17 protein-coding genes are annotated in these 20708 nt (G+C 56.5%); 8 read left to right on the top strand and 9 right to left on the bottom strand.

The annotated features are described in order from the left end of the window. Positions 1 to 331: 331 nt before the first annotated feature. From JKA62_RS09575 to JKA62_RS09545, 7 genes are all read left to right on the top strand, one after another. On the top strand, positions 332 to 2029 hold the full coding sequence (locus JKA62_RS09575) for a sulfatase-like hydrolase/transferase (RefSeq protein WP_011333470.1): 1698 nt from the start codon (positions 332 to 334) through the stop codon (positions 2027 to 2029). Positions 2030 to 2079: 50 nt separating this feature from the next. Then, on the top strand, positions 2080 to 2733 hold the full coding sequence (locus tag JKA62_RS09570) for an ABC transporter ATP-binding protein (RefSeq protein WP_011333471.1): 654 nt from the start codon (positions 2080 to 2082) through the stop codon (positions 2731 to 2733). A gap of 20 nt (positions 2734 to 2753) precedes the next feature. Then, a complete protein-coding gene (locus JKA62_RS09565; RefSeq protein ID WP_236676493.1) occupies positions 2754 to 5201 on the top strand; it encodes an FtsX-like permease family protein in 2448 nt (815 codons plus the stop codon). After that, on the top strand, positions 5191 to 6258 hold the full coding sequence (locus tag JKA62_RS09560; RefSeq protein WP_201817596.1) for a lipocalin-like domain-containing protein: 1068 nt from the start codon (positions 5191 to 5193) through the stop codon (positions 6256 to 6258). The genes JKA62_RS09565 and JKA62_RS09560 overlap by 11 nt, the downstream gene beginning before the upstream one ends. An 87-nt stretch (positions 6259 to 6345) precedes the next feature. Beyond that, complete coding sequence (locus tag JKA62_RS09555; RefSeq protein WP_041475203.1) at positions 6346 to 6588, top strand: hypothetical protein; 243 nt, start codon at positions 6346 to 6348, stop codon at positions 6586 to 6588. 11 nt (positions 6589 to 6599) lie between these two features. After that, the gene (locus tag JKA62_RS09550; RefSeq protein ID WP_064378946.1) at positions 6600 to 6779 is read left to right on the top strand and encodes a hypothetical protein; all 180 of its coding nucleotides are present in this window, start codon (positions 6600 to 6602) and stop codon (positions 6777 to 6779) included. 83 nt (positions 6780 to 6862) lie between these two features. Further along, a complete protein-coding gene (locus JKA62_RS09545; protein ID WP_108560944.1) occupies positions 6863 to 7447 on the top strand; it encodes a hypothetical protein in 585 nt (194 codons plus the stop codon). A gap of 327 nt (positions 7448 to 7774) precedes the next feature. On the opposite strand, the gene JKA62_RS09540 is transcribed toward JKA62_RS09545, so the two are convergent. Further along, the gene (locus JKA62_RS09540; RefSeq protein WP_201817593.1) at positions 7775 to 8596 is read right to left on the bottom strand and encodes a glycosyltransferase family 2 protein; all 822 of its coding nucleotides are present in this window, start codon (positions 8594 to 8596) and stop codon (positions 7775 to 7777) included. Positions 8597 to 8840: 244 nt separating this feature from the next. On the opposite strand from JKA62_RS09540, the gene JKA62_RS09535 reads away from it, so the two are divergent. Then, positions 8841 to 9662 (top strand): VanW family protein, encoded by an 822-nt coding sequence (locus tag JKA62_RS09535; protein ID WP_201817796.1) that lies wholly within the window; start codon positions 8841 to 8843, stop codon positions 9660 to 9662. Positions 9663 to 9710: 48 nt separating this feature from the next. On the opposite strand, the gene JKA62_RS09530 is transcribed toward JKA62_RS09535, so the two are convergent. The 8 genes from JKA62_RS09530 to JKA62_RS09495 all read right to left on the bottom strand — a co-directional run bounded on the left by JKA62_RS09530 (position 9711) and on the right by JKA62_RS09495 (position 20487). Beyond that, the gene (locus JKA62_RS09530) at positions 9711 to 10142 is read right to left on the bottom strand and encodes a hypothetical protein (RefSeq protein WP_201817591.1); all 432 of its coding nucleotides are present in this window, start codon (positions 10140 to 10142) and stop codon (positions 9711 to 9713) included. Positions 10143 to 10178: 36 nt separating this feature from the next. Next, positions 10179 to 10796, bottom strand: coding sequence for a hypothetical protein (locus JKA62_RS09525; RefSeq protein WP_201817588.1), 618 nt, complete (start codon positions 10794 to 10796; stop codon positions 10179 to 10181). A gap of 60 nt (positions 10797 to 10856) precedes the next feature. After that, a complete protein-coding gene (locus tag JKA62_RS09520) occupies positions 10857 to 11231 on the bottom strand; it encodes a hypothetical protein (protein ID WP_201817585.1) in 375 nt (124 codons plus the stop codon). Between the two features lie 672 nt (positions 11232 to 11903). Then, positions 11904 to 12248, bottom strand: coding sequence for a hypothetical protein (locus JKA62_RS09515; protein WP_201817582.1), 345 nt, complete (start codon positions 12246 to 12248; stop codon positions 11904 to 11906). Beyond that, positions 12245 to 17068 carry an RHS repeat-associated core domain-containing protein gene (locus JKA62_RS09510; protein ID WP_236676492.1) on the bottom strand — a complete coding sequence of 1608 codons (4824 nt, stop codon included), beginning with the start codon at positions 17066 to 17068 and terminating at the stop codon, positions 12245 to 12247. The genes JKA62_RS09515 and JKA62_RS09510 overlap by 4 nt, the downstream gene beginning before the upstream one ends. Beyond that, positions 17065 to 17808 carry a DUF4123 domain-containing protein gene (locus tag JKA62_RS09505; RefSeq protein WP_201817579.1) on the bottom strand — a complete coding sequence of 248 codons (744 nt, stop codon included), beginning with the start codon at positions 17806 to 17808 and terminating at the stop codon, positions 17065 to 17067. The genes JKA62_RS09510 and JKA62_RS09505 overlap by 4 nt, the downstream gene beginning before the upstream one ends. Further along, positions 17798 to 19840, bottom strand: coding sequence for a type VI secretion system Vgr family protein (tssI, locus tag JKA62_RS09500; protein ID WP_201817570.1), 2043 nt, complete (start codon positions 19838 to 19840; stop codon positions 17798 to 17800). Before tssI ends, JKA62_RS09505 begins: the two co-directional genes overlap by 11 nt. Positions 19841 to 19971: 131 nt before the next feature. After that, a complete protein-coding gene (locus JKA62_RS09495; protein ID WP_003226246.1) occupies positions 19972 to 20487 on the bottom strand; it encodes an Hcp family type VI secretion system effector in 516 nt (171 codons plus the stop codon). Between the last annotated feature and the right edge of the window lie 221 nt (positions 20488 to 20708).

Genomic DNA, 20708 nt, shown 5'->3' with positions numbered 1-20708 from the left:
AGCGCAGCGTGGGGAAAGCGTGTCAGCAAAATGACATGTTGCAAGGGTATAACACCCCCATTTTTGGGGGCGAAAGGCCATCAAGTGCTTGCTGTAGATGGATTTGTCCCGTTCTTGACGGGTTTTTCACATTCCGAAGAAAACGATAAACGGTCGTAAGCCGCGAAATTCAAGGGTTTTAACGACTTGGGTGTGTCAGATTTGAGTCAACAGTTTTTTGACGCTTTTTGATTATGTCCGACATTTCTTGCGCTTTAATGGCCCGGTGCTAGTGTCAGGTTTTGACCGACAAACCCTTGACAATGCCTCGTCGGACACATCCGGAATCGCCATGTTTCGATATCTGAAAGAACTGCTTTTAATTATTTATCTATTGCTTTATTCCGAATATTACCTTGACCGCTTAAGTGCGATGGGTATTGGTCTGGCAGTACTTCTTTTTGGCGCGATGTTTTTGACGCTGACTTTCGCGTTATTACTAACGGCCTATATACGTCAGACTTTCATTCGGCATTTGTTCGCATTAACCCTGTTTGTTTCGGCGGTGTTCTTCGATGTTTATACGAGGGTGACCGCCGATTACCTGACCTATAGCAGTTTTGTCTCGCTGGTGTACTCCGGCGGTTTCATTCAGGAAGCGGCGTATCAGTATCGGGGGGCGATCATTCACGGGCTGCTCAACGGCCTGCTGCTGTTGTTCGGGATCGGTCTCAAGCCACGGCACGCGATCACTGTTCCCAATGCCTTGCGGATCGCTGCGCCGCTCTGCGGTGTGTTGCTGCTCAGCGCGGTGTTGTTCGTGCGGGCCGGCGAGGGCGCGCGCGGCCTGCCGATCATGTACACGCCGCTGGCCTATCTGAACCTGTTCGGCTACGAAGCGTTGCACAACACTGTCGGCCCGCGTGAGCCGGTGACCCTGGCGCGCAATGGCCCGGCGGTCGGCCACGACATCGTGCTGATCATCGACGAGAGCATTTCCGGCAATTACCTGGACATCAACGCGCCGTTCGGCGTGCACAGCAACCTCAAGCAGGCCCGCCCGGGCGTCGACATTTTCAATTACGGCTACGCGGCGTCCATCGCCAATTGCAGCGCCGACACCAACATCACCCTGCGTTACGGCGGCACCCGCGCCGACTACATGCGCATCAACAGCACGCTGCCGTCGATCTGGCAGTACGCGAAAAAGGCCGGCCTGCGCACCGTGTACATCGACGCTCAGCGCACCGGCGGCAATCTGCAGAACCTGATGAACGATGCCGAGAAGAAGGACATCGACGAATTCGTGCAATTCGACCAGACCAGCGTGCGCGAGCGCGACATGGCCGCCGCCGCCAAGCTGATCGAACTGCTCAACGACGGTAAACCGGAGCTGGTGCTGATCAACAAGGTCGGCGCACATTTCCCGGTGCACGACAAATACCCGGACGCCTTCATGGCCTACCGTCCGACCTTGCCCCGCGGGCAGTTCACGGAAGTCGCCGACACCGGCGAGCGCACCGGTTTCAACGGTCAGCCGGATGACTGGCTGCTGTATCGCAATGCCTACAAGAACACCGTGCTGTGGAATGTCGGCGAGTTCTTCGCGCGGGTGTTTGCCCAGGCCAATCTGAACAACGCGCTGCTGATCTACACCTCGGATCACGGCCAGGATCTGCACGAACGCGGTAATCCGGGACTGAACACCCACTGCGGCGGCGATCCGGTGGAAGAAGAAGGGCTGGTGCCGCTGGTGGTGATTCAGGGCGAGCAGTTGCAGACGCTCGACTGGTCGGCGCAACTGGCGGCGAACAAGGATCGCTCCAGTCACTACAACATTTTTCCGACCCTGTTGCAGTTGATGGGCTACGACCTGCCGGGAATCGAAGCGGTGTACGGCAAACCGCTGAGCGTGGCGACGACGGACGAATTCACCTTCAACTACCGCTTCAACGCGCGTCTGGGGGCCAAACCCGAATGGAAGCACATCGATCTGAACAGCATCGTCACACCGGGTGAGGCGCCGACGAGTGTGGCGGTGGGTCAGTAACGCGTCGGTATCCGCTATCCTTGGTCGACACGGATCGATCGGATGGCGGCATGCTCCAGGTTCAAAACGTCTTCAAAAGCTACCTCACCCCGCAAGGCCCGTTGCCGGTGCTGCAAGGCATCGACCTGACGCTCAGGCCCGGCAGCAGTCTGGCACTGATGGGCGAGTCGGGCAGCGGCAAGAGCACGCTGCTGCACCTGATCGCCGGGCTCGACAAAGTCGACAGCGGCAGCATCAGCAGCGGCGAACATCGGCTGGACCGGATGAACGAGGCGCAACTGGCCAACTGGCGGCGCACCGAAATCGGTCTGGTGTTCCAGCAGTACAACCTGATCGGCAGCCTGCGCATCGAAGACAATCTGTCGTTTCAGGCGCGTCTGGCCGGGCGGCATGACCCGCGCTGGCAGCATCATCTGGTGCAGCGTCTGGGGCTGAGCGAATTGCTCAAGCGCTATCCCGAACAACTTTCCGGCGGTCAGCAACAGCGGGTTGCGCTCGGTCGGGCGCTGGCCGCGCAACCGAAACTGCTGCTGGCCGACGAGCCCACCGGCAGCCTCGACGAAGCCACCAGCGACGAAGTGCTGCGACTGTTGCTGGAATTGCTCGACGACACACCCACCACCTTGCTGATGGTCACCCACAGTCAGCGCGTGGCGGCGCGGCTGGCGGAGCGCGTGGTGCTGTCCAGCGGTCGGTTGACGTGAAGGTTTTCCGGCACGCGCTGATGGCGCTGCTCAGTCACTGGCGACGCCATCCGGTGCAGTTTTTCAGTGTGCTGACCGGGTTGTGGCTGGCCACCAGCCTGTTGACCGGAGTCGAAGCCCTCAACAGTCAGGCGCGGGACAGTTACGCCCGGGCCAGCCAGTTGATCGGCGGCGAACCCCAGGCCAGTCTGAGCACGCCGAACGGCGCGACGTTCCCGCAACAATGGTTCATCGACCTGCGGCGACAAGGCTGGCCGGTGTCGCCGATGCTGCAAGGGCGCTTGATACTCAAGGGCCACGAAAACCAGCGCCTGCAATTGATGGGCATCGAGCCTGTGTCGTTGCCCGGCGACAGCGCGGTGGCCGGGCAGGCGATGCCAATCGAGCGCATCGTCGAGTTCTTTAGCCCGCCGGGCAGCACCTGGATTTCTCCCGAGACGTTGCGTGCGCTGAACCTCGCCGAGGGCGCGACCCCGGCCACCGAAACCGGCCAGACGTTGCCGCCGCTGCGAGCGCAAACCGACATGGCCCCCGGCGTGCTGCTGGTGGACATTGGCGTCGCTCAGCGCGTGCTCGAACAGTCCGATCAACTGTCACGTCTGCTGTTGCCGAAGGATTTTCACGCCGACGTCCCGGCCGCGTTCAAGGGCCAGTTGCAGCTCAAGAGCAGTGGCGAGGAAAACAACCTTGCGCGACTGACCGAAAGCTTCCACCTCAACCTCGATGCGCTCGGGTTTCTCTCGTTCATCGTCGGCTTGTTCATTGTTCACGCGGCCATCGGTCTGGCGCTGGAACAGCGCCGGGGATTGCTGCGCACGTTGAGGGCCTGCGGGGTCAGCGCGCGGATGCTGATCGCTTGCCTGATCGTCGAACTCGGCGCGCTGGCGTTGATCGGCGGGTTGTTCGGCGTGGTCAGCGGTTACTGGCTGGCAAGCGTGCTGTTACCGGACGTCGCGGCCAGCCTGCGCGGTCTGTACGGCGCGGAAGTGGCGGGGCAGTTGCGTCTGAGTCCTTGGTGGTGGTTCAGCGGCATTGGCTTGAGCCTGCTCGGCGCGTTGCTGGCCGGGGCCAACAGTCTGCTGCGGGCGGCGCGTCTGCCGTTGCTGGCGGTGGCGGATCCGCAGGCCTGGCATCAGCAACATGCGCGCTGGTTGCGGCGTCAGGGTTGGGTAGCGGGCGTGTGTGCAGTGATTGCGTTGGCCGCGCTGGTGTGGGGCAACAGCCTGGCCAGCGGTTTTGTGTTGATGGCGGGGCTGTTGCTCGGCGCCGCGCTGGCGCTGCCGGTGTTGCTCAGTGCTCTGCTCAACGGGTTGCTCGGGCGTAGCCGCTCGGTGCTCGGGCAGTGGTTTCTCGCCGATTGCCGTCAGCAATTGCCGGCGCTGAGTCTGGCGTTGATGGCGCTGCTGCTGGCGATGGCGGCGAACATCGGCGCCGGCAGCATGACCGCCGGTTTCCGCCAGACCTTCAACGACTGGCTCGAACAACGGCTCACCGCCGAGCTTTATCTGAACCCGAGCAACCCGGCGCAGGCACGAGAGCTGTCCACCTGGCTCAAACAGCAACCGAGCGTCACCGCGATCATGCCCAACTGGCAGGTTTCGGTGACGCTGCAAGGCTGGCCGGCGGACGTGTTCGGCATCATCGATCATCCGCACTATCGCCAGCACTGGCCGTTGCTCGAATCTCGAGGAGACGACCCGTGGGCGGCGCTGGCCAAGGACGATGCGGTGATGCTCAGTGAACAACTGGCGCGTCGCTTGAAAGTGACGTCGGGCGATCACCTGACAATCCCCACGCCGGGCGGGTCGTGGTCGCCGCGCATCGTCGGCATCTACGCCGACTACGGCAATCCCAAGGGCCATGTGCTGGTCAACAGCAATCACCTGTTGCGCGGCTGGCCACAGCTGACGCCAAACCGCTTCAACCTGCGCATCGACCCGCCGAACATCCCGGCGCTGCTCACGGCCTTGCAGGCACGCTTCCAGCTTGATGACAGCCGGATCGTCGATCAGGCGCGGCTCAAGGGCTGGTCGGTGCAAGTCTTCGAACGCACCTTCGCCGCGACCGCCGCGCTGAATAGCCTGACGTTGGCCGTCGCCGGCGTGGCGCTGTTCATCAGCCTGCTGACCCAGAGCCAGAGCCGTCTCGGTCAGCTCGCACCGTTGTGGGCTTTGGGCGTGACGCGACGACAATTGATGCTGCTCAACCTCGGCCAAACCTGGCTGTTGGCGCTGCTGACGCTGGTGTTGGCCTTGCCGCTGGGCATCGGTCTGGCGTGGTGTCTGGACGCGGTGATCAACGTGCAGGCCTTTGGTTGGCGTCTGCCGCTGCGGGTGTTTCCATGGCAGTTGCTGCAACTGATGGGGCTGGCGCTGCTGGCGACCTTGCTGGCCTCGGCGTGGCCGCTGTATTCGCTGTACCGCACGCAACCGGCGGACTTGCTGAGGACGTTTGCTCATGAGGACTAGGTTTGCGCTGGTGTTTTTGGCGTTGTTGCTCGGTGGTTGCGACAACCCCACAGCGGAGCAGAAGGGTTTCGCCGGCATGGGCGCTCAGGCACAGGCGTTTACGCCGGTGGTGCCGGGGCGGGTGTTCAGCTTCCCGGCGGATCACGGCGCCCATGACGGCTTTCGCATCGAATGGTGGTACGTGACGGCCAATCTCAAGGATGCGCAGGGCAACGATTTCGGCGTGCAGTGGACGTTATTCCGCAGCGCCCTGAACGCCTCGCCGCAGCAGCCGGGCTGGGCCAACCAGACGATCTGGCTCGGGCACGCGGCAGTGACCTCGGCCAGCGTCCACCACGCCGCCGAGCGTTATGCCCGTGGCGGCGTCGGGCAGGCCGGGGTGCGTGCGGCGCCGTTCGAGGCGTGGATCGATGACTGGCGTTTCGTCAGTCAGGCGAGCGATCCGCTGAGCGACATGCAACTCAGCGCAATGGACAAAAATTTCAGCTACCAACTGCGCCTGACCTCCAGCCGCCCGCTGGTGCTGCAGGGCGACAAGGGTTTCAGTCAGAAATCCGAACAGGGCCAGGCGTCGTATTACTACAGCCAGCCGTTTTTCCAGGCCAGCGGAACCCTGCAGATCGACGGCCAGACCTACACCGTCAACGGCCCGGCCTGGCTCGACCGCGAATGGAGCAGCCAGCCGCTGACCGCCAACCAGACGGGCTGGGACTGGTTTTCCCTGCATCTGGACAGCGGCGAACACGTCATGCTGTACCGCATGCGCCAGAAGGAAGGGGCGCCGTACCTGACCGGCACGTGGATTGCCGCCGATGGCCAGACCGAAACCCTGCACGCCGAGCAGATCAAGCTGACCCCGCAAGGCACTGCGAAGGTCGCCGGCCGTTCGATGCCGGTGCGTTGGTCGATCGAGATTCCGCAAAAAAATCTGCAGATCACCCTCGATGCAATCAACCCCGATGCCTGGATGAACCTGCGCATTCCGTATTGGGAAGGGCCGGTGCGCCTGAGCGGCAATCGGGGCGGGCAGGGCTATCTGGAGATGACCGGGTACTGATTTCGCGCGCCATGCGTGCGAATGGATCGATTGGAACTCTGTCGAGGATGCTCCCTCTACCGAGAAACATGGCCGAGGATCCGATCCATGAGCGAGGAACTGAAATCTCCAGACCTGACGACCTGGCAGCAGATGTTTGACGATCAGACGTACTGGCAACAATCCCCGGATGCCCATTACTTCGATCTGCAGCGCATTGCTGACGATTTGCTCGGCCAAGGTGCCATCGATCTTGAGCAGTGGCAGATCCTCAGAGCCAAGGCCGATGACCTGCACAAGGACGCACCCGCCGTGAACGTTGCGCGGGAACTCGACGACCCTGAAGCCTGAGGAGGCCCGGCATGAACACTGTCCCTGATAGCGAACACCCTGACGAACCTCGTCCGCCGGGTGAAACCGAGCGCGACAACGACGCGCTACGTCCCACCGATCCCAAACAGCGGCAGAGCTCCGGGAAAGGCACCGCCAGTGGCGAGTCCACGGCGCAGGACACTGCGCAACGATCGCGGAACAAACCCTGAAGGGCGTCTATGCTCACTGGCACATCCGTCGCTGACCACGTTGGCGATGGGTGCTGCCATCCATCACAGGGAACGTATCGCTTATGAAGCTCCAAGCACTGACGCACGCCATAGCACTTGCTACCGTCCTTTCTGCTGCCAGCCTTTCGGCGACGGCCGCCGATATCCCGCTGTCGGCCGCTGTCGAGGCCGACCGTGTCACCACCAAAGTGCTGGCGGTTGACCCGGCCAATCATCAAGTGGTCCTTGAAGGCGCGGAAGGTCGCCAAGTGCACATTCAGCTCAGCGACAAGGCGAAAAACCTCGGTAATTTGAAAGTGGGCGATCTGGTTCAGATCGAAGTAACCCGCTCTGTGGCCGCTTATCTGGATACCGACGTGGATAAAGGTCTGCCTGGCTCCACCGAGCGTACTGGCGAGCTGCGCAACGCCGTGGGCAGCAGCAACCCCGGTGGCGAGGCATTCCGCCAGGTTCAGGTCCAGTTGAAAATCACCAAAATTGATTTGGCGACAAACCAGGTCACCCTGGAAAACCCTTCAGGCCAGTCGAAAACCCTCAACGTAGAAAAGCCTGAGATTCAGGCCAAACTGAAAGATTTGAAAGTCGGGCAAAGCGTCGTGGTCACTTACACCGATGTATTAAAAGTGACCAGTCAGCATGAAAGTTGAGTATTGACTCTACAGAATGGCTGTTCTTGTACAAGTAATTGTATGAGAACAGTCATATGAAGTATTCGGGCGGGTGAGTTCAGAAAGTTTGTCGGGAAAAATCGGTAAGCAACGTCCTTTAACTTTTCAGTACATAAATTTCATCTTCAATTAGCACGACATATCCGCCAACTTCCATTAAAATCCCTCCCGTTCGCCCAGTGTCAGGGCTCTTTACCGGTGCATGGATTGCCAGGCCATTACACTGGGCGAACACCTCCTCGGAGTGGAAACCAAAGAATTCAGAAGCAAAAAAGGGCGACTTTGAAGTCGCCCTTTTTTATTGTCTTACGATTTGGCGGGTCGCATGCCCTGTTGTAACTGAAGGCGCTTGAGCGTTTCCTGATACATGGTGGTGCGGCGGTGCTGTTTGCCGTATCCACCGATCGCGGCCACGGTGCCGGCTTGAATGTGATCCAGGTAGCGGAAAATCGTCCGCGGCGAGAGGCATTTGATGCCGTAGCCAAGGTTGCTTAAACGATCCTGCAGCGTGTATCCCGGGACTCGGTCGTCCATCGAAAAATGCAGCCCGTGAGCCTTGATCAGCCGTGCATTCCACAAGGTGCAGAAGCTTTTCAGGTGAGTTTCCCGGTAGGGTTTTGGATCTCGGGAGGGCAACCCCAAGTGCTGTTTTGCCCGGCGGAAATAGTGTTTGAAATAACGCGAAGACAAACGCCAGGTGTCTCTAAGGACGCCGCGATCCAATTGTTCGACGCAACCGACCGCCGCTGTATCCAAAGATTGCATGCACTCATTCATCATCATCGAAAAGACAGTACTGTCAAAAACGAAAGTGTCGGTGTGCAGCAAAAACAGGTAATCGGTTTCAACTTTCGCAAGTGCCAGATCAAGTGCCTTGCCATGAGCAATATGCCCTGCTTCCTTGCCGGGTGAAGGGCGCTCGATCAAGTTGATCCAGTCCAGAGACCGCAAGTAAATCAGGCTTTCATCGGCAGAATCGTTGTCCACCACCCACACCGGAATTTGATGATCCTTGACGTATTGCTGGAGAAACTCCAGGCACATCCGGGTTATTTCCGGCGTCTTGTAATTGACCAATACAAGACTGAAGGCGGGCAGTTGTTTAGAGGTGGAATCGATCGCACTCATGGTCCGGGCTCACTTCAAGTTGAAGGGTTCTGCTGACGGCAATCAGCCCACAGAACCGCTGCTTTGTGGCCCGGATGGTAGGGACGTAACCTTAGTTCAAGCTTAATTTCCGAGCGCCCGGGCCGGGCGACTTGTTACCGCTTGCGACATCGGCGAGGCGCTTGGCGACCCAGCGCGGTTACACGGTAAGATGCGCCGCCCTTTCAAGCTCAAGGAAGACAACGGCCCGCGCCGTTCGCCACGGATGAAACCACTTTCCCTCTACCACCCGGCCCTCTACTGGCTACGCGTGTGGCAAAAAAGACTGTTCCGCCACATTGCCTGGCACTGCTCGAGCAAACGCTACGCACGGACGGCCACGACGTCCGAGCGCTTGCCTTACCGCTATCTCAAACACACCTCAAAACTGATCCGCAAACTCGGCGAATCCGACCTCGCGCTGCAACACAACAAAGTCATCAACCTCAAACTCGCCGTCGCCGCCATCGATGGCGTCACCATCGCCCCCGGCGAATATTTCTCCTTCTGCCGCCTCGTCGGCCGCCCGACCCGCCAACGCGGCTACGTCGAAGGCATGGAACTCTCATTCGGCGAAGCCCGCACCGGCATCGGCGGCGGCATCTGCCAACTCAGCAACCTCATCCACTGGATGGCCATTCACTCACCCCTGGTCGTCATCGAACGCGCCAACCACAGCTTCGACCCCTTCCCGGACGACGGCCGCGTCCTGCCATTCGGTTCCGGCGCGGCAATCTTCTACAACTACATCGACCTGGTACTGCACAACCCGACGGATCGCAGCTTTCAGCTGAAGTTGAAGGTCGGGGAGACGCAGTTGGAGGGGGAATTGTTGTGTGATCGGGAGCGGGCTTATCGGTATCACGTGTTTGAAGTGGGGCATCGGTTTGTGCGGGAGGGGGAGCGGGTGTATCGCGAGAATGAGATTTGGCGGGAGGTGAGGGAGAAGGGGCAGGTGGGGGCGTTGGTGGAGAGGGAGCGGTTGTATGGGAATCGGGTGGTGGTTAAGTATGAGGTCGGGGAACAAGTCATTGAAAGGCAGCAGTAGTTTGTGTTTTTGCCTTAGGGTTTTGAGTCTGTGACGGAAATAACGCAATTACGGGTTTAGGTAGGGATACGTTTCGCCGCATAGGTAAAACGTATCGTCCAGATAATAAACTCCGGAAATCGAGTTTATTACCAGTTCTAGCTTTCCCTTTGATGGGAATAGCAAATAGAACAGCTCAAAGAATAAATAGTCCTTGATGAGGGTTACTGCTACGTCTGGATTGCTTTTTATAAGGATTGAAAGTGGCGGGTAATTGCAATCTCGTAATTCGGGGATGTCGGCGTAGCCTTGTTTGTCATCGTCTTGTATGCATTCGGCGATGAATGCATTTGTTAACTCGTAGAATTGCTCGGGCAGTTCGTGAATTTTTATTGATAAAGTATATTTTTTGGCATTGTTGGAGAGAGGTTCACCGAAGCCAAGGCTGCGGTAGGTTACAGAGGCTGGGTCAATGATTTTGTTTTCTGATTTGAAGATCATGGTTTTTTAATCGCTGGATAGTTGCGAGGTAATTGCTTATTTGTGAATGCGATATCCAGTTTCAAAGTGGCTAATGGTGTGAGTGTTGCTATATGCGGAATCGAATAGGCCTGTAAGAGGTGGTTGAGAAAATCTTTCTCTTGAATTTAATTTTTCTAAAGATTTCTGGAGGTTGAGATAGTTTTCTATGTATATGTATTCTGATGAGTTGAATTCAAGTGTTATAGTTTTTGGCGAAATGAAGGCGAGGTTGATAGAGATGTCTGGCGTCGAAGAAAGTCTTCCACTGATATCATAAATTCTATCTCCTGTACTTAAATTTTGTCCATGTTGCTCGTGGATTAAATATCCTTCATCTTGATTTGACGAGCGCAAAAGCTTTTCGTAGCCTTTTATTGATTCAAAGGAAATACTGGCATGCTTTATTATCAGAAAGCCGTCTTCGGTCATGTTTTTCAAAAATGTTGAGTTTTGTTTGTTGATCGAGGAGATGACGGGCTTGTCGATTAGGTTTAGTACGAAATTTGATAATGAAAGTCGAAATTTTTCTTGAGGGTTTTCGATGGGTAGAATGCTGATATAAGTTATGACTCCACCTGCGTTATCGGAGTCGATCGCGCCAAAGCACTCTGTGACATCAATTGAGAAAATCATTGCGCTCTCCAGCGAGAACTGAATACACCGGTTTGGAGAAGATGTTGGAGATGGAAGTTTTTAATCTTCTTCATTCCATTCCGTATGGGTCTCAATCGCTATTTTTAGCCATGCGCTAAAGTCAGGATGTTCTCCGTGAAGCTCCCACCCCTCTGAAGCATATGCATGTATTATTAGCACTTTTGGATTGCTGGATAAATCATCGCCGTCAAAGCAAGCAATATCATCATTGGCGTTGAACTTTGCGAAAGGAACTAACGTGCGGTTGGGATACAGATTTTTTAGCGTGTTGTGCCAGTAATTTATTTGTCCCTCTTGATATATTAGTAACCACCAAGGTTCAATGTCCGGTTCAGGTTCCGTAGTCGCGAATTCTATAAATGTACTAGGGAAGTTATAGTTTTTCAGGTTTTCAATGTTGAGAAAAATTTTCATTTTGTTTTTTCGAAAAGGGGATAGATTGTCCCTTTGATTCTGTTTTTTAGTTAAGACCATTCTATGGAAAGGTTGTCTGGCCGATCAGTGGGTACTATTGCTAATGTGCCGCTTGATGATTGAACATGGATGCTGCTGTTGTGAATGATGATTTTTTCAAATGGATTGGTTCCGCTCAATACGATCAGCCAGACTAGTTCGCCGGTGTGTTTTTTGGAAAGTGCAATGAAGCCATCGTCCGCGGAGGCTAGGCATTCGCCGCAAGTAAAAGAATTGTTATTAGACCCTTCTGCTGTATAAATGGTCGAGAGGCCCTCGCATATGTCAGTGTGGTTTAGCAAGAAATCATTTGCCGGAATCCATATTTTTTTAATTTTTCTTCTTTTGCTGAGTGCTCGAAGAAGCAATACAATCCATTGTTGAACGTAATTGAGTTTTGTCGAGGGTATATTTCTTCAAGCCAATATTCTTGAATTTTATTTTTGTCGGTGGTGAAAATTTTTGCTTGCCAATTCGTTTGTCTTTGGTTGGTCTTTCAAGCCTGTTGGTGGTACGGGCTTACCATGTTCCCAATTTCACGAAAAGCGGACAGATTTATTTTTAACGAAAAATAAATCTGTTCGTTTCAATTTATTTGGTTTAATTGTTTTTGTTTTTGTTTTTGTTTTAGTTTTAGTTTTCTAGCATGTAAGTCTCGATTTTTTCGATATACTCTTTTTTATTTTTTGTTTTGAATAGTTCAATCGTTCTAACCGAGTCGCCAATAGGCTCCCCTTTTTTATCATATTCAATTGTTAAAAATTCTACGACAAATTCGCCATTAGGATCACCCTCAGGTTCGACTCTCGAGTCAAAGCAGTAACCAGTGCTTTTCCTGGCACCACCCAGAAGTACTGAACTGCTGAACCAGTGAGCCGTTTCAGATGTGAGTTCTACTTCATATAAGTTATTTATGGTGATCGTCCAGTCGCTTGGTACTCGTATCGGTTGTAGCTCGAACTCTAATTTTCTTTTCATTTAACTTTTCCCATGTATTTCTTAACTTGTTGTGGTGAGGCGGGGAAGCTGTGAATTACAGGCTTATTTCCGCCGTTGGTAAGCTCAATCCTTACCCAGTGAGTAAGTTGGCCTTCGTTGTATCCGACGGGGGTTTCGGCTCTGTAGAACATAAAACGGGTGCCGCCGTGATCGAATACATTTCCCTCTTTGATCGCTCCATATGCAGCTTGTTTTTCAAAGCCTTTGACATTGTTTGCGATGTCAGGGAGGTAGGATGCTTCAGGTTGCCCGCCGCGTGAACCATTACCTAAACTTAACTCTCTCGCTTGGTCAGCAGATCTTGCGTTCAAATGCTTGGTCTTGTGGAAACTGCCCGGTCTTTGAGCATTGTAGACATCGGATCGTAACTCTTTTCGAGTTTGATAGTCCGTAGTGTCAACTTTCTTTGGGCAAGCGTTGCTGCTTAATCCCAATGGATCCACCCACCCCGTAGGGTTAGGCACGTACTGGTAGCTATTCAACCCACCCGCAAGCTTGATCGGATCCGGTGTCAGAAACCGCCCAGTCCCCGGATTGTAGTAGCGGTGCCGGTTGTAGTGTAGGCCCGTCTCTGCATCGAAATACTGACCCTGGAAGCGCAACGGGTTGTCGATTTCACTGACATCCAGCGCAGCGAGGTTGCCGTACGCACGGTACTTCGCGGACCACATGATCTCGCCACTGTAATCAGTGAGTTCCTGTGGTGTGCCCAGATGATCGAGTTGGTAGTAAAACGGCGTTGCCTTGCGCGGGCCTTCGCCGTCGAGCATCGCCAGCGGGCGGAAGCTGCCGGGTTCGTAGATGTAGGTGCGGTAACGGTTGTCGCCACTTTCGGCGATCAGGCGTTCGCCTTGCCACAGGAACTCGGTAGTTTGGCCGTCGACGGTTTTTTCGATGCGGCGCCCGAAGGCGTCGTATTTGTAGGATGCGTTGCTGCCACCCGGCAGGCTGGCGCCAATCAAGCGGTGCTGACAGTCGTAGCGGTATTCGGTGACGAGTTTCTGGCCAGCGCCACGGCGTTCGCGAATCAGGTTGCCAAAGGCGTCGTAGTCGTAATGGCGATCACCCTGCATCAGCAGGCGGTTACCTTTGACGTTTGCGAGATTTGCTGTGCCTTCATTGTTCTGACCGAGCAGGTTGCCGGCCGGGTCGTGGGCGAAGGTTTCCGGTGTTGCGCCACGTACGCTGGTCAAGCGGTCCAGCGGGTCGTAGTGGAAGCTGCGGTTGCCCTTGCGGCTGTCGTCGATACCGGCGAGGTTGCCGTTGGCGTCGTAGTTATAGCGACGCTGGAACAGGTTTTTTTCACGCTGGCTGACGCTGTGCGCTTGCAGGCGACCTTGTTCGTCGTACTGGTATTGGCTGAGCAACAGGCCTTGCTGGCGCTGCTGTTCGCGACCGGCGCTGAATTGGTGGCTGGTCAGGCGTGAGCCGTTGAGGTCGATGCTGCTCAGACGTCCGCCTGACAAATGGCGGTAGTCGAGTGTGCTGCCGTCGGGGAGGCGGCAGTGACTCAGTTGCCCGACGCTGTCGTATTCGTAACGTGTGGTGCCCCAACCCTGGTGTTCGGTGATCAGGCGATCCTGCACGTCGTATTCGTAGGCAAGCGGCCAGTGCCCGTCGTTGACATTCACCAGACGGCCCAGGGCATCGTAGCTGTAGTGAATCTCTTCGCCATCGGCGAGGGTTTTCACCAGCAGTCGACCGGCAGCATCGCGCTGATATTCGGTGATCAGTTCGCTGCCGTCGTCGCCGAATTCGGTTTTCTTCAGCAACTGGCCGTTGAGGTCGTATTCGTACGCGGTGCGGCGGCCGTCGAAACCGGTTTCCTGCTGGATCAGGCCGTTGGCGTAGTAGTCGAGCTTGTAGTGCTCGCCGCGTTCGTTTTCGATTTCAGTGAGTAGCAGGCCGGCGTTGTCGTAGCGATAGCGCAACTGGCTGCCGTCGGGATTGATGCGGCGGCTGACCAGATGCAAGTTGTCGGCGTATTCGTAGCGGGTGATGCGGCCGAGCTCATCGCGTTCGGCGGTGACGCGTCCGTACGGGTTGTAGGTGAAAGCACGGGTGGCGCCGCTGGGGAGGGTGACCTGAGTCAGGCGGTCGACGGCGTCCCATTGGTAATGGGTGATGGCGCCGAATTCGTCCTGGCGGGTGATCTGCCGTCCAAGTGCATCGTAGCGGTACTTGCGCTGACCACCGTCCGGAAGGCGTTCCTCCAGCAATTGACCGAGATTGTTCCAGCCCAGTTGATGGCGGCTGCCGTCAGGGTGATGAATTTCCAGCAGCCGGCCCTGGCGGTCGTAGCTGTAACGGGTTTCGTTGCCCAGTGGGTCGATTTGCTGGGTGATGTCGCCTTGTTGATTGCGGTCGTACTGCCAACGGGCCTTGCCACGTTTGACTTCAATCAGTTGCCCATCGAAGTAGTTGTAGAGGGTCGGTTCTTCTTCCGGCGGGATGACAGCCATCAATCGCCCGGCATCGCTGTATTGATACTCGGTGATGGCTCCCATTGGATCTTTTACAGCTACCAGACGTCCCTCATCGTCATAGGCATTTTGCGTTTCAGCACCATCGGCAGCGGTTTCACTGATCAGGCGTGCATTTTCGTCATGCACGTAAACCTGTTCACTGCCATCGGCGTTGTGAACCGTAACGGTGCCTTTGTCATCCCACTCGTAGCGAGCTTCCAGTTGCGAATAGTTGGCCCAATGACGTACGCAACGGGAGAGTTTGCCTTCACGTTCCCATTCCCAAAAGAAGCTGGCGCCACCGGCCAGTTGCCTCTCAAGAATGACGTGCTGATCGTTGTAGCGGTAATGCTCGGTTTCACCTGCGGCATTGGATGCCGAGACCAATTGGTTGCGAGCGTTGTAGCGGTAGGTGACAAGGTTCTGAATGGTCAGCCAAGGATCCTGACGCTCACCGCTCTCGTCATACTCAGAACGCTGCTGTTGCTGATCAACGGCAACGATATGGCGATCGTCGTAGCGCAACAGTAACGCGCGGCCCGCACCGTTATCGATGCGCTGGATCCGCCCCACCAGGTCATAGCTGATATGCACCTTATTTCCGTACGAGTCACTGACCGTCGTCAGGCGGTCTGCGCGGAAGTGATAAAAGCGTGGTTTTGCTCCTGCTTGGGTGAGGATCAGTTCACCCGGCGCGCTGCCCAAATAAATCGCCGCCTGAGCCAGACTGTTGGTAATGGCTGGACGTTGTTCGGTCGGCATCGGGAAGCGGGTCTGACGGTTTTCGTTATCAGTCCACAACACGCCTTCTTCGTTGATTTGCAGGCGATGGGATAGGGAGTGGCTCCAGCCATGGCCGAGACGCCCGTCGATTTCAACCGCGCTGCTGCGATAGAGACGTGTCCATTCAATGGGTAGCAGCCCACCCAATACGCCGTCAGTGAGCGTCAGCAATTCCTCGCCGGTCACCATCGATACCGGTTCACCGTTAGTGCAGGTCTTATCGGCGCACTGAGCAGGTTGATCCGCTGGGTTTTTGGACTGGTTGGGCGCGTTGTCTACTTTTTCCTGTTGTTGAGCGCGGGTGCTGTTTTCCTTCTTGCCGCGTGCATGAATTTGCGCATCCGTCTCTACAGCACCTCCGGAAACGGGTGTTTTTTTCTTTGGTGGTGTGGCGGTCTCTGCGGGTTTTGGAGGCGCAATTTCTACGCTCGCCTTTCTCGCCTGGTTCAGTGGCGAATTGCCGTTGAGCATCAACGGTTTCGCCGTATCGGCGTGTGCTGTCGCATTCTTCTTGCTGATCTTCATCAGCATCGACGTGAAGTCTTCAATCAGTGTCATGACCTTGCCGCTGTTCCTTGCAGCATTAAGGCCCTTGGTGCCAATACGGACGGCCAAACCGATCCCGCCCGTCAAAACAATACCGATCAGGATGTTCAGCAGTACTTCCGTAGTCAGTTCTGCCAGCACTTCAGTGCAGGTCTGCGGAGGCAGCATTTTGACCCACGCTACGATAGCTGCGACGTAGATCCACATAAGTGGCTCGTCACTGGCGATCAGCAGGGCTGTTTGAATGGCTTCTTTTGAAGCGTTATAGATCTTCTTTATCTGTTCTTCGGTGAAGAATTTTTTGAGTTTTTCGTAGTTTTCCCGCGGGTGTGCAACCAGGTCGTAGAGACTTTTGATGTCCCCCCACAGCCCCATGATCGCCTTGAGGAACCCCTTCCACGCCGACTCCAATTGCTGCAATGCCCGTCCAGCCATGGATGCATTGGTATGCGCTTGCCAAAGTGGCAGAAAGTCGGTGGTCCACTCTGTTTGCAGCCAGCCGCTAAGGTCCCCGATTACGCCTTGATAGGAGTTGAACAGGCTATCGATCTGAGCCTTGGTGGGATTCGGGAAAAAAGTGATTTCATATTGCTGATGCGGTTTGAGGCCGGTGACCTCCAGAATCCCGCTTGGACCGATTTTGACGTTGATCGGTTGACCGACTTCGTTCTTTCCGTAGAGCTTGCCATTCTCCACCGGCACCAGTCGCACCGGCGTATTGCCGATAGGTACAAAACGCGCAGACTCAAAACTATGTACAAGTTTGAGTTTGCCGTTGGCAGGGCAGTTGGCATAAAGGGTATTTTCCTTTTTGCTGTCCTTGTCCGCCGTACCGACTTCGTCACCGACCTTGAACTGTTGCTCCGCATCCAGAATGCCGCCGTACCAGGCTTCGGCATGTTCGCGGTAGTCATTCAGACACTTCTTGAAGTCGCTGATGATGGCCTGAGCATCAGGCTGTTTTGCATTGAGATTGGCAACAATCTCACCCATCAAAATGCTCATACAGCCACCTCACTTTCCAGATGGGCCTTCAGCAGGCCAGTAAAATTTTCTTCCGTGAGTGGCGTGCGTTTTACGAAGCGCGCCACTTTCTTTTGCAGGTTCGATTCCGGGAACGAGAAGTACAGGTCGGCATGCTCATCCAGCAGCCACTGCATCATGTTGCCGATTACGGTCGAGGGGTTTTCGGCCATCAGGCTGTCCAGCAGGTCTTTCGGCACCTCCCACCAAGGCCAATCCTTCGCCTTCGGCACCACCCTCGGCCCGACTTCCAGGCTGCGTCCATTAATCAGATACCGCTGAAACACCGGCAGCACTTCCCCGGCCGTCTCGCCCAGCCCTTCAAGAATCGGATAGATATGCCGCCCATCCCAAAACCGGAAAAACACTTCGGTCCCGTCCGGCATTTTCACTTGGGTCAAACTGCGCAGGTGTTCGAAAACTTCGTTGGGCTCCGAGCGGGAGACCGCCAGCCAGCCCCAGTCGAGGGCGTCGGTTTCGGTGATCCAGGGCAGGAAGGCCGAGTTGGCCTGGAGTTCGGCGACGTATGGCATCACCGGTTGCCAGGTGGAGTAGGGCGTTCCGCCCCAGACGGGAATGGCCTGGACGGACGGTTCGCTCTGATACAAGGCCTTGAGCGCTTCGGCATCGCTGGCAGCGCTGATGACCAGATACAGACGCTCATCTTTTTGCAACGGCTGTTGTGCCAGCCAATCCTTGGGTGTCAGTCGATTAGATGGCACAGGCACCTGCCTTGCATTTTTCACACTCTTCACAGAACGGCGCATTACGTTTGAGGGTGTTGATTTGCGCCGGGGTCAGTACAGCGCCAGCCTTGTCGGCATCCGCCTGCTTCAACACGCCCGGCAGCAGTGGGGCGGCGCCGGTGCCGCTGCCCGGTCCACCACCGGAGTTGATGTTGATCGCCGGCCCGCTCATGGTCACGCCGCCGCCATCGATTTTGATGAAGCTGCCACCGCCGACCAGCGTCAGTTCGGCGCCGGCCTCCAGCACCACTTTCATGCCGCTGCTCAGGTGAATTTCCTGGCCTGCGTCGATGAATTGTCCGGTGCCGATCTTGATGTGTTGGTTCGCGCCCACGGTCAGGTGGTCGTTGGCGCGGGCCTCGACTTTGCGGTCTGCGTAGACGGTGTGGTGTTCTTCGGCCTTGAATTCCGTGTAGCTGTTCTTTTCCACGACGTCGTGGCGTTCGTTGCCGACGCGGATTTTCTGGTCGTGTTCGATGTTCTCGTCCCAGTCGCGCTGGGCGTGGAGGAAGATCTGTTCCTGGCCTTTCTTGTCTTCGATGCGCAGTTCGTTGAAGCCGCCGCCACCCATCGAGCTCAGGGTCTTGAAGGTGGTGCGGGTCTTGTTCGCCGGCAGGGCGTAGGGGACGGTGTTTTCCTTGTGGTACAGGCAGCCGCTGATCAGCGGCTGGTCGGGGTCGCCTTCGAGGAAGGTCACCAGCACTTCCATGCCGATGCGCGGGATGGCGATGCCGCCGTACTGGGCGCCGGCCCAGGCGCTGGAGACGCGCAGCCAGCAGCTGGTCTTGTCGTCGGCCTGACCTTCACGATCCCAGTGGAACTGGACTTTCACCCGGCCGTATTCGTCGCAGTGGATTTCTTCACCTTTAGGGCCGGTGACCACGGCGCTCTGGCTGCCGAGGATGCGCGGTTTCGGGTGGCGCAGGGGCGGGCGGTTCGGCACATCCCACGGGGTGGCCTGAAAGCGGTTGCGGTAGCCCTGATGGAAATCGTCTTTCAGGGCGGTGGTGTCACTGGTGACCGACTCTTCCAGCACCTGCGGCTGTTTGCCTTCGTGATGGACTTCGGTGAGCAGCCACAGGTCATTCCACTTGGCCTTCGGGTGTTCTTTCAGCGCGAGGAAATGGCCGCTGACCAGCAACGGCTGGTCGCTCTTGCCTTCGGCGAGCTGGAAGTCGCTGCGATGGCGTTCAAGGGCGCGTTTGGCCAGGTGCTTGCCGCGTTCGCGGTCGATGAAACGGCCCGGGTAGTCGTAGTCCTCGAGGTCGGGCAGGGCGTCGCCACGGTTTTCGCTTTCGAGGGTGATCCGCGGTTTTTCGAAGTCGTAATCGCGGCGGGTGGTGCGGCTGGTACGGGTTTCCAGGCGCAGGTCGAAGCGCTTGATCACCGGGTCGCTGGCGACCATGCCGGAGTCCTGCTGATAGGCCACCGGCGCCAGTTTCTTAAACACCGTCTGGTCATCGCCAAACACCAGTTTGTGCGCCGTCGCGGTGTGCTGAAAGTGGTAGTGAATGCCTTCTTCTTCGCACAGGCGCTGGATGAAATGCAGGTCCGATTCGTCGTACTGCACGCAGTAGATGCGATCGGGGTAGATCGAACCGGTCTGGAACTCATAGGCGTTGCCCTGGATACCGTGTTCTTCGAGGACCTTGCCGATGATTTTCGGCACGCTGAGGTTCTGGAAGATCCGCTGGTTGATTCGGTGTGCGAGGTACGCCAGTTGCGGGCGCAGGGTCACGGAGTAGCGCGTCAGGCGCTTGCCGGAATCGCCTTGCGCGGCGCGGTAGATCAGGCCGTGGATGCCGCTGCCGTCGGGCGACAGCTGCAGGAAGGCCGGTTTGTGCAGCAGGGTTTCGAGGTCCAGCGACGGCTGCTCACTGACCAGCTCCACCTCGAATACGAAAGGCTGGCTGATGGCTTCCCGGCCGGTCAGGGTAAACACCTGAAAGTCGGCGGAAAGACCTTCGATGGTCAGGGCAAAATGGGTTTCATTGGCCGGCGCGAACATCCCTTGTTCCTCGTGCTGTACAGCGGCGCTCGTCGACGCCCGCAAAGCGGGTCAACGTACGCGAAATTCTGGAGGGGCGTAAACAACATCGACCAGCAGAGCTGGCCGATGCTTGAAACGATCAGCCGTAATTAAACGACTGGAGCACGCCAGTCATCGGAACCCGAAGTACCGGATACTTCGTGGGTCCAGGTGATTTTGCGGTAGGTGAACTGCACTTCTTCCAGGTGGGTGAAGTGCGAGTTGCCTGGATCCTGGCAGTTGTGCATTTTGTTGTTGATGGCGACGATGATCGCGTCTTCCAGTTTGGTGGTGTAGTAGTGCTCTTGGGTACCTTGAGCCGAAGTGCGGTACCACTGGATAACGATTTCGCTCATGCGCTCGCCGGAGGTCAGAGCAGCTTGCAGCAGTGGCGAAGCCTTGTCGTAAACCTTGGTGATGATCACTGGCTTGTGAACGCGCTGACCGGTTGGCTGACCGGATTGCGGGTCACGCGGGATGATCACGTCGTGGCTGAACGCCTGAACCATGACCTGGTCTTCGTGACCTTCCTGGTAGGTGTTGCCAACGGAGTCGGCGGTGAAGGCGCCGGCAGTGATCAGGCCTTGTTTTTCGCCGGTAACCGACATGTACGCTGGTGTTGCCATGGGATGCTCTCCTTGCGGATAAAGTTAGGGTGCCCGGGAGGCGAAATCGCCCGGTGGGTGCCTGACTGTTATCAAGGAGCGTGCCAGCTTTTGCCACGTCCCCGGGAGCCGGGGACTCCACCGCTCTGGATCGCGACTTTGAGCGTTTTTTGATCAGTCAGGTGGCTCGAAGTGGGGGACGAATTGGGGAGTGAATGGGAAAAAAAGTGGGACAGAGAGGG

The organism is Pseudomonas sp. B7, assembly GCF_016735645.1.
GTDB classification, from domain to species: domain Bacteria; phylum Pseudomonadota; class Gammaproteobacteria; order Pseudomonadales; family Pseudomonadaceae; genus Aquipseudomonas; species Aquipseudomonas glycinae.
The sequence above is the reverse complement of the archived record's forward strand: the minus strand, read 5'-3'. Positions and strand labels throughout refer to the sequence as shown.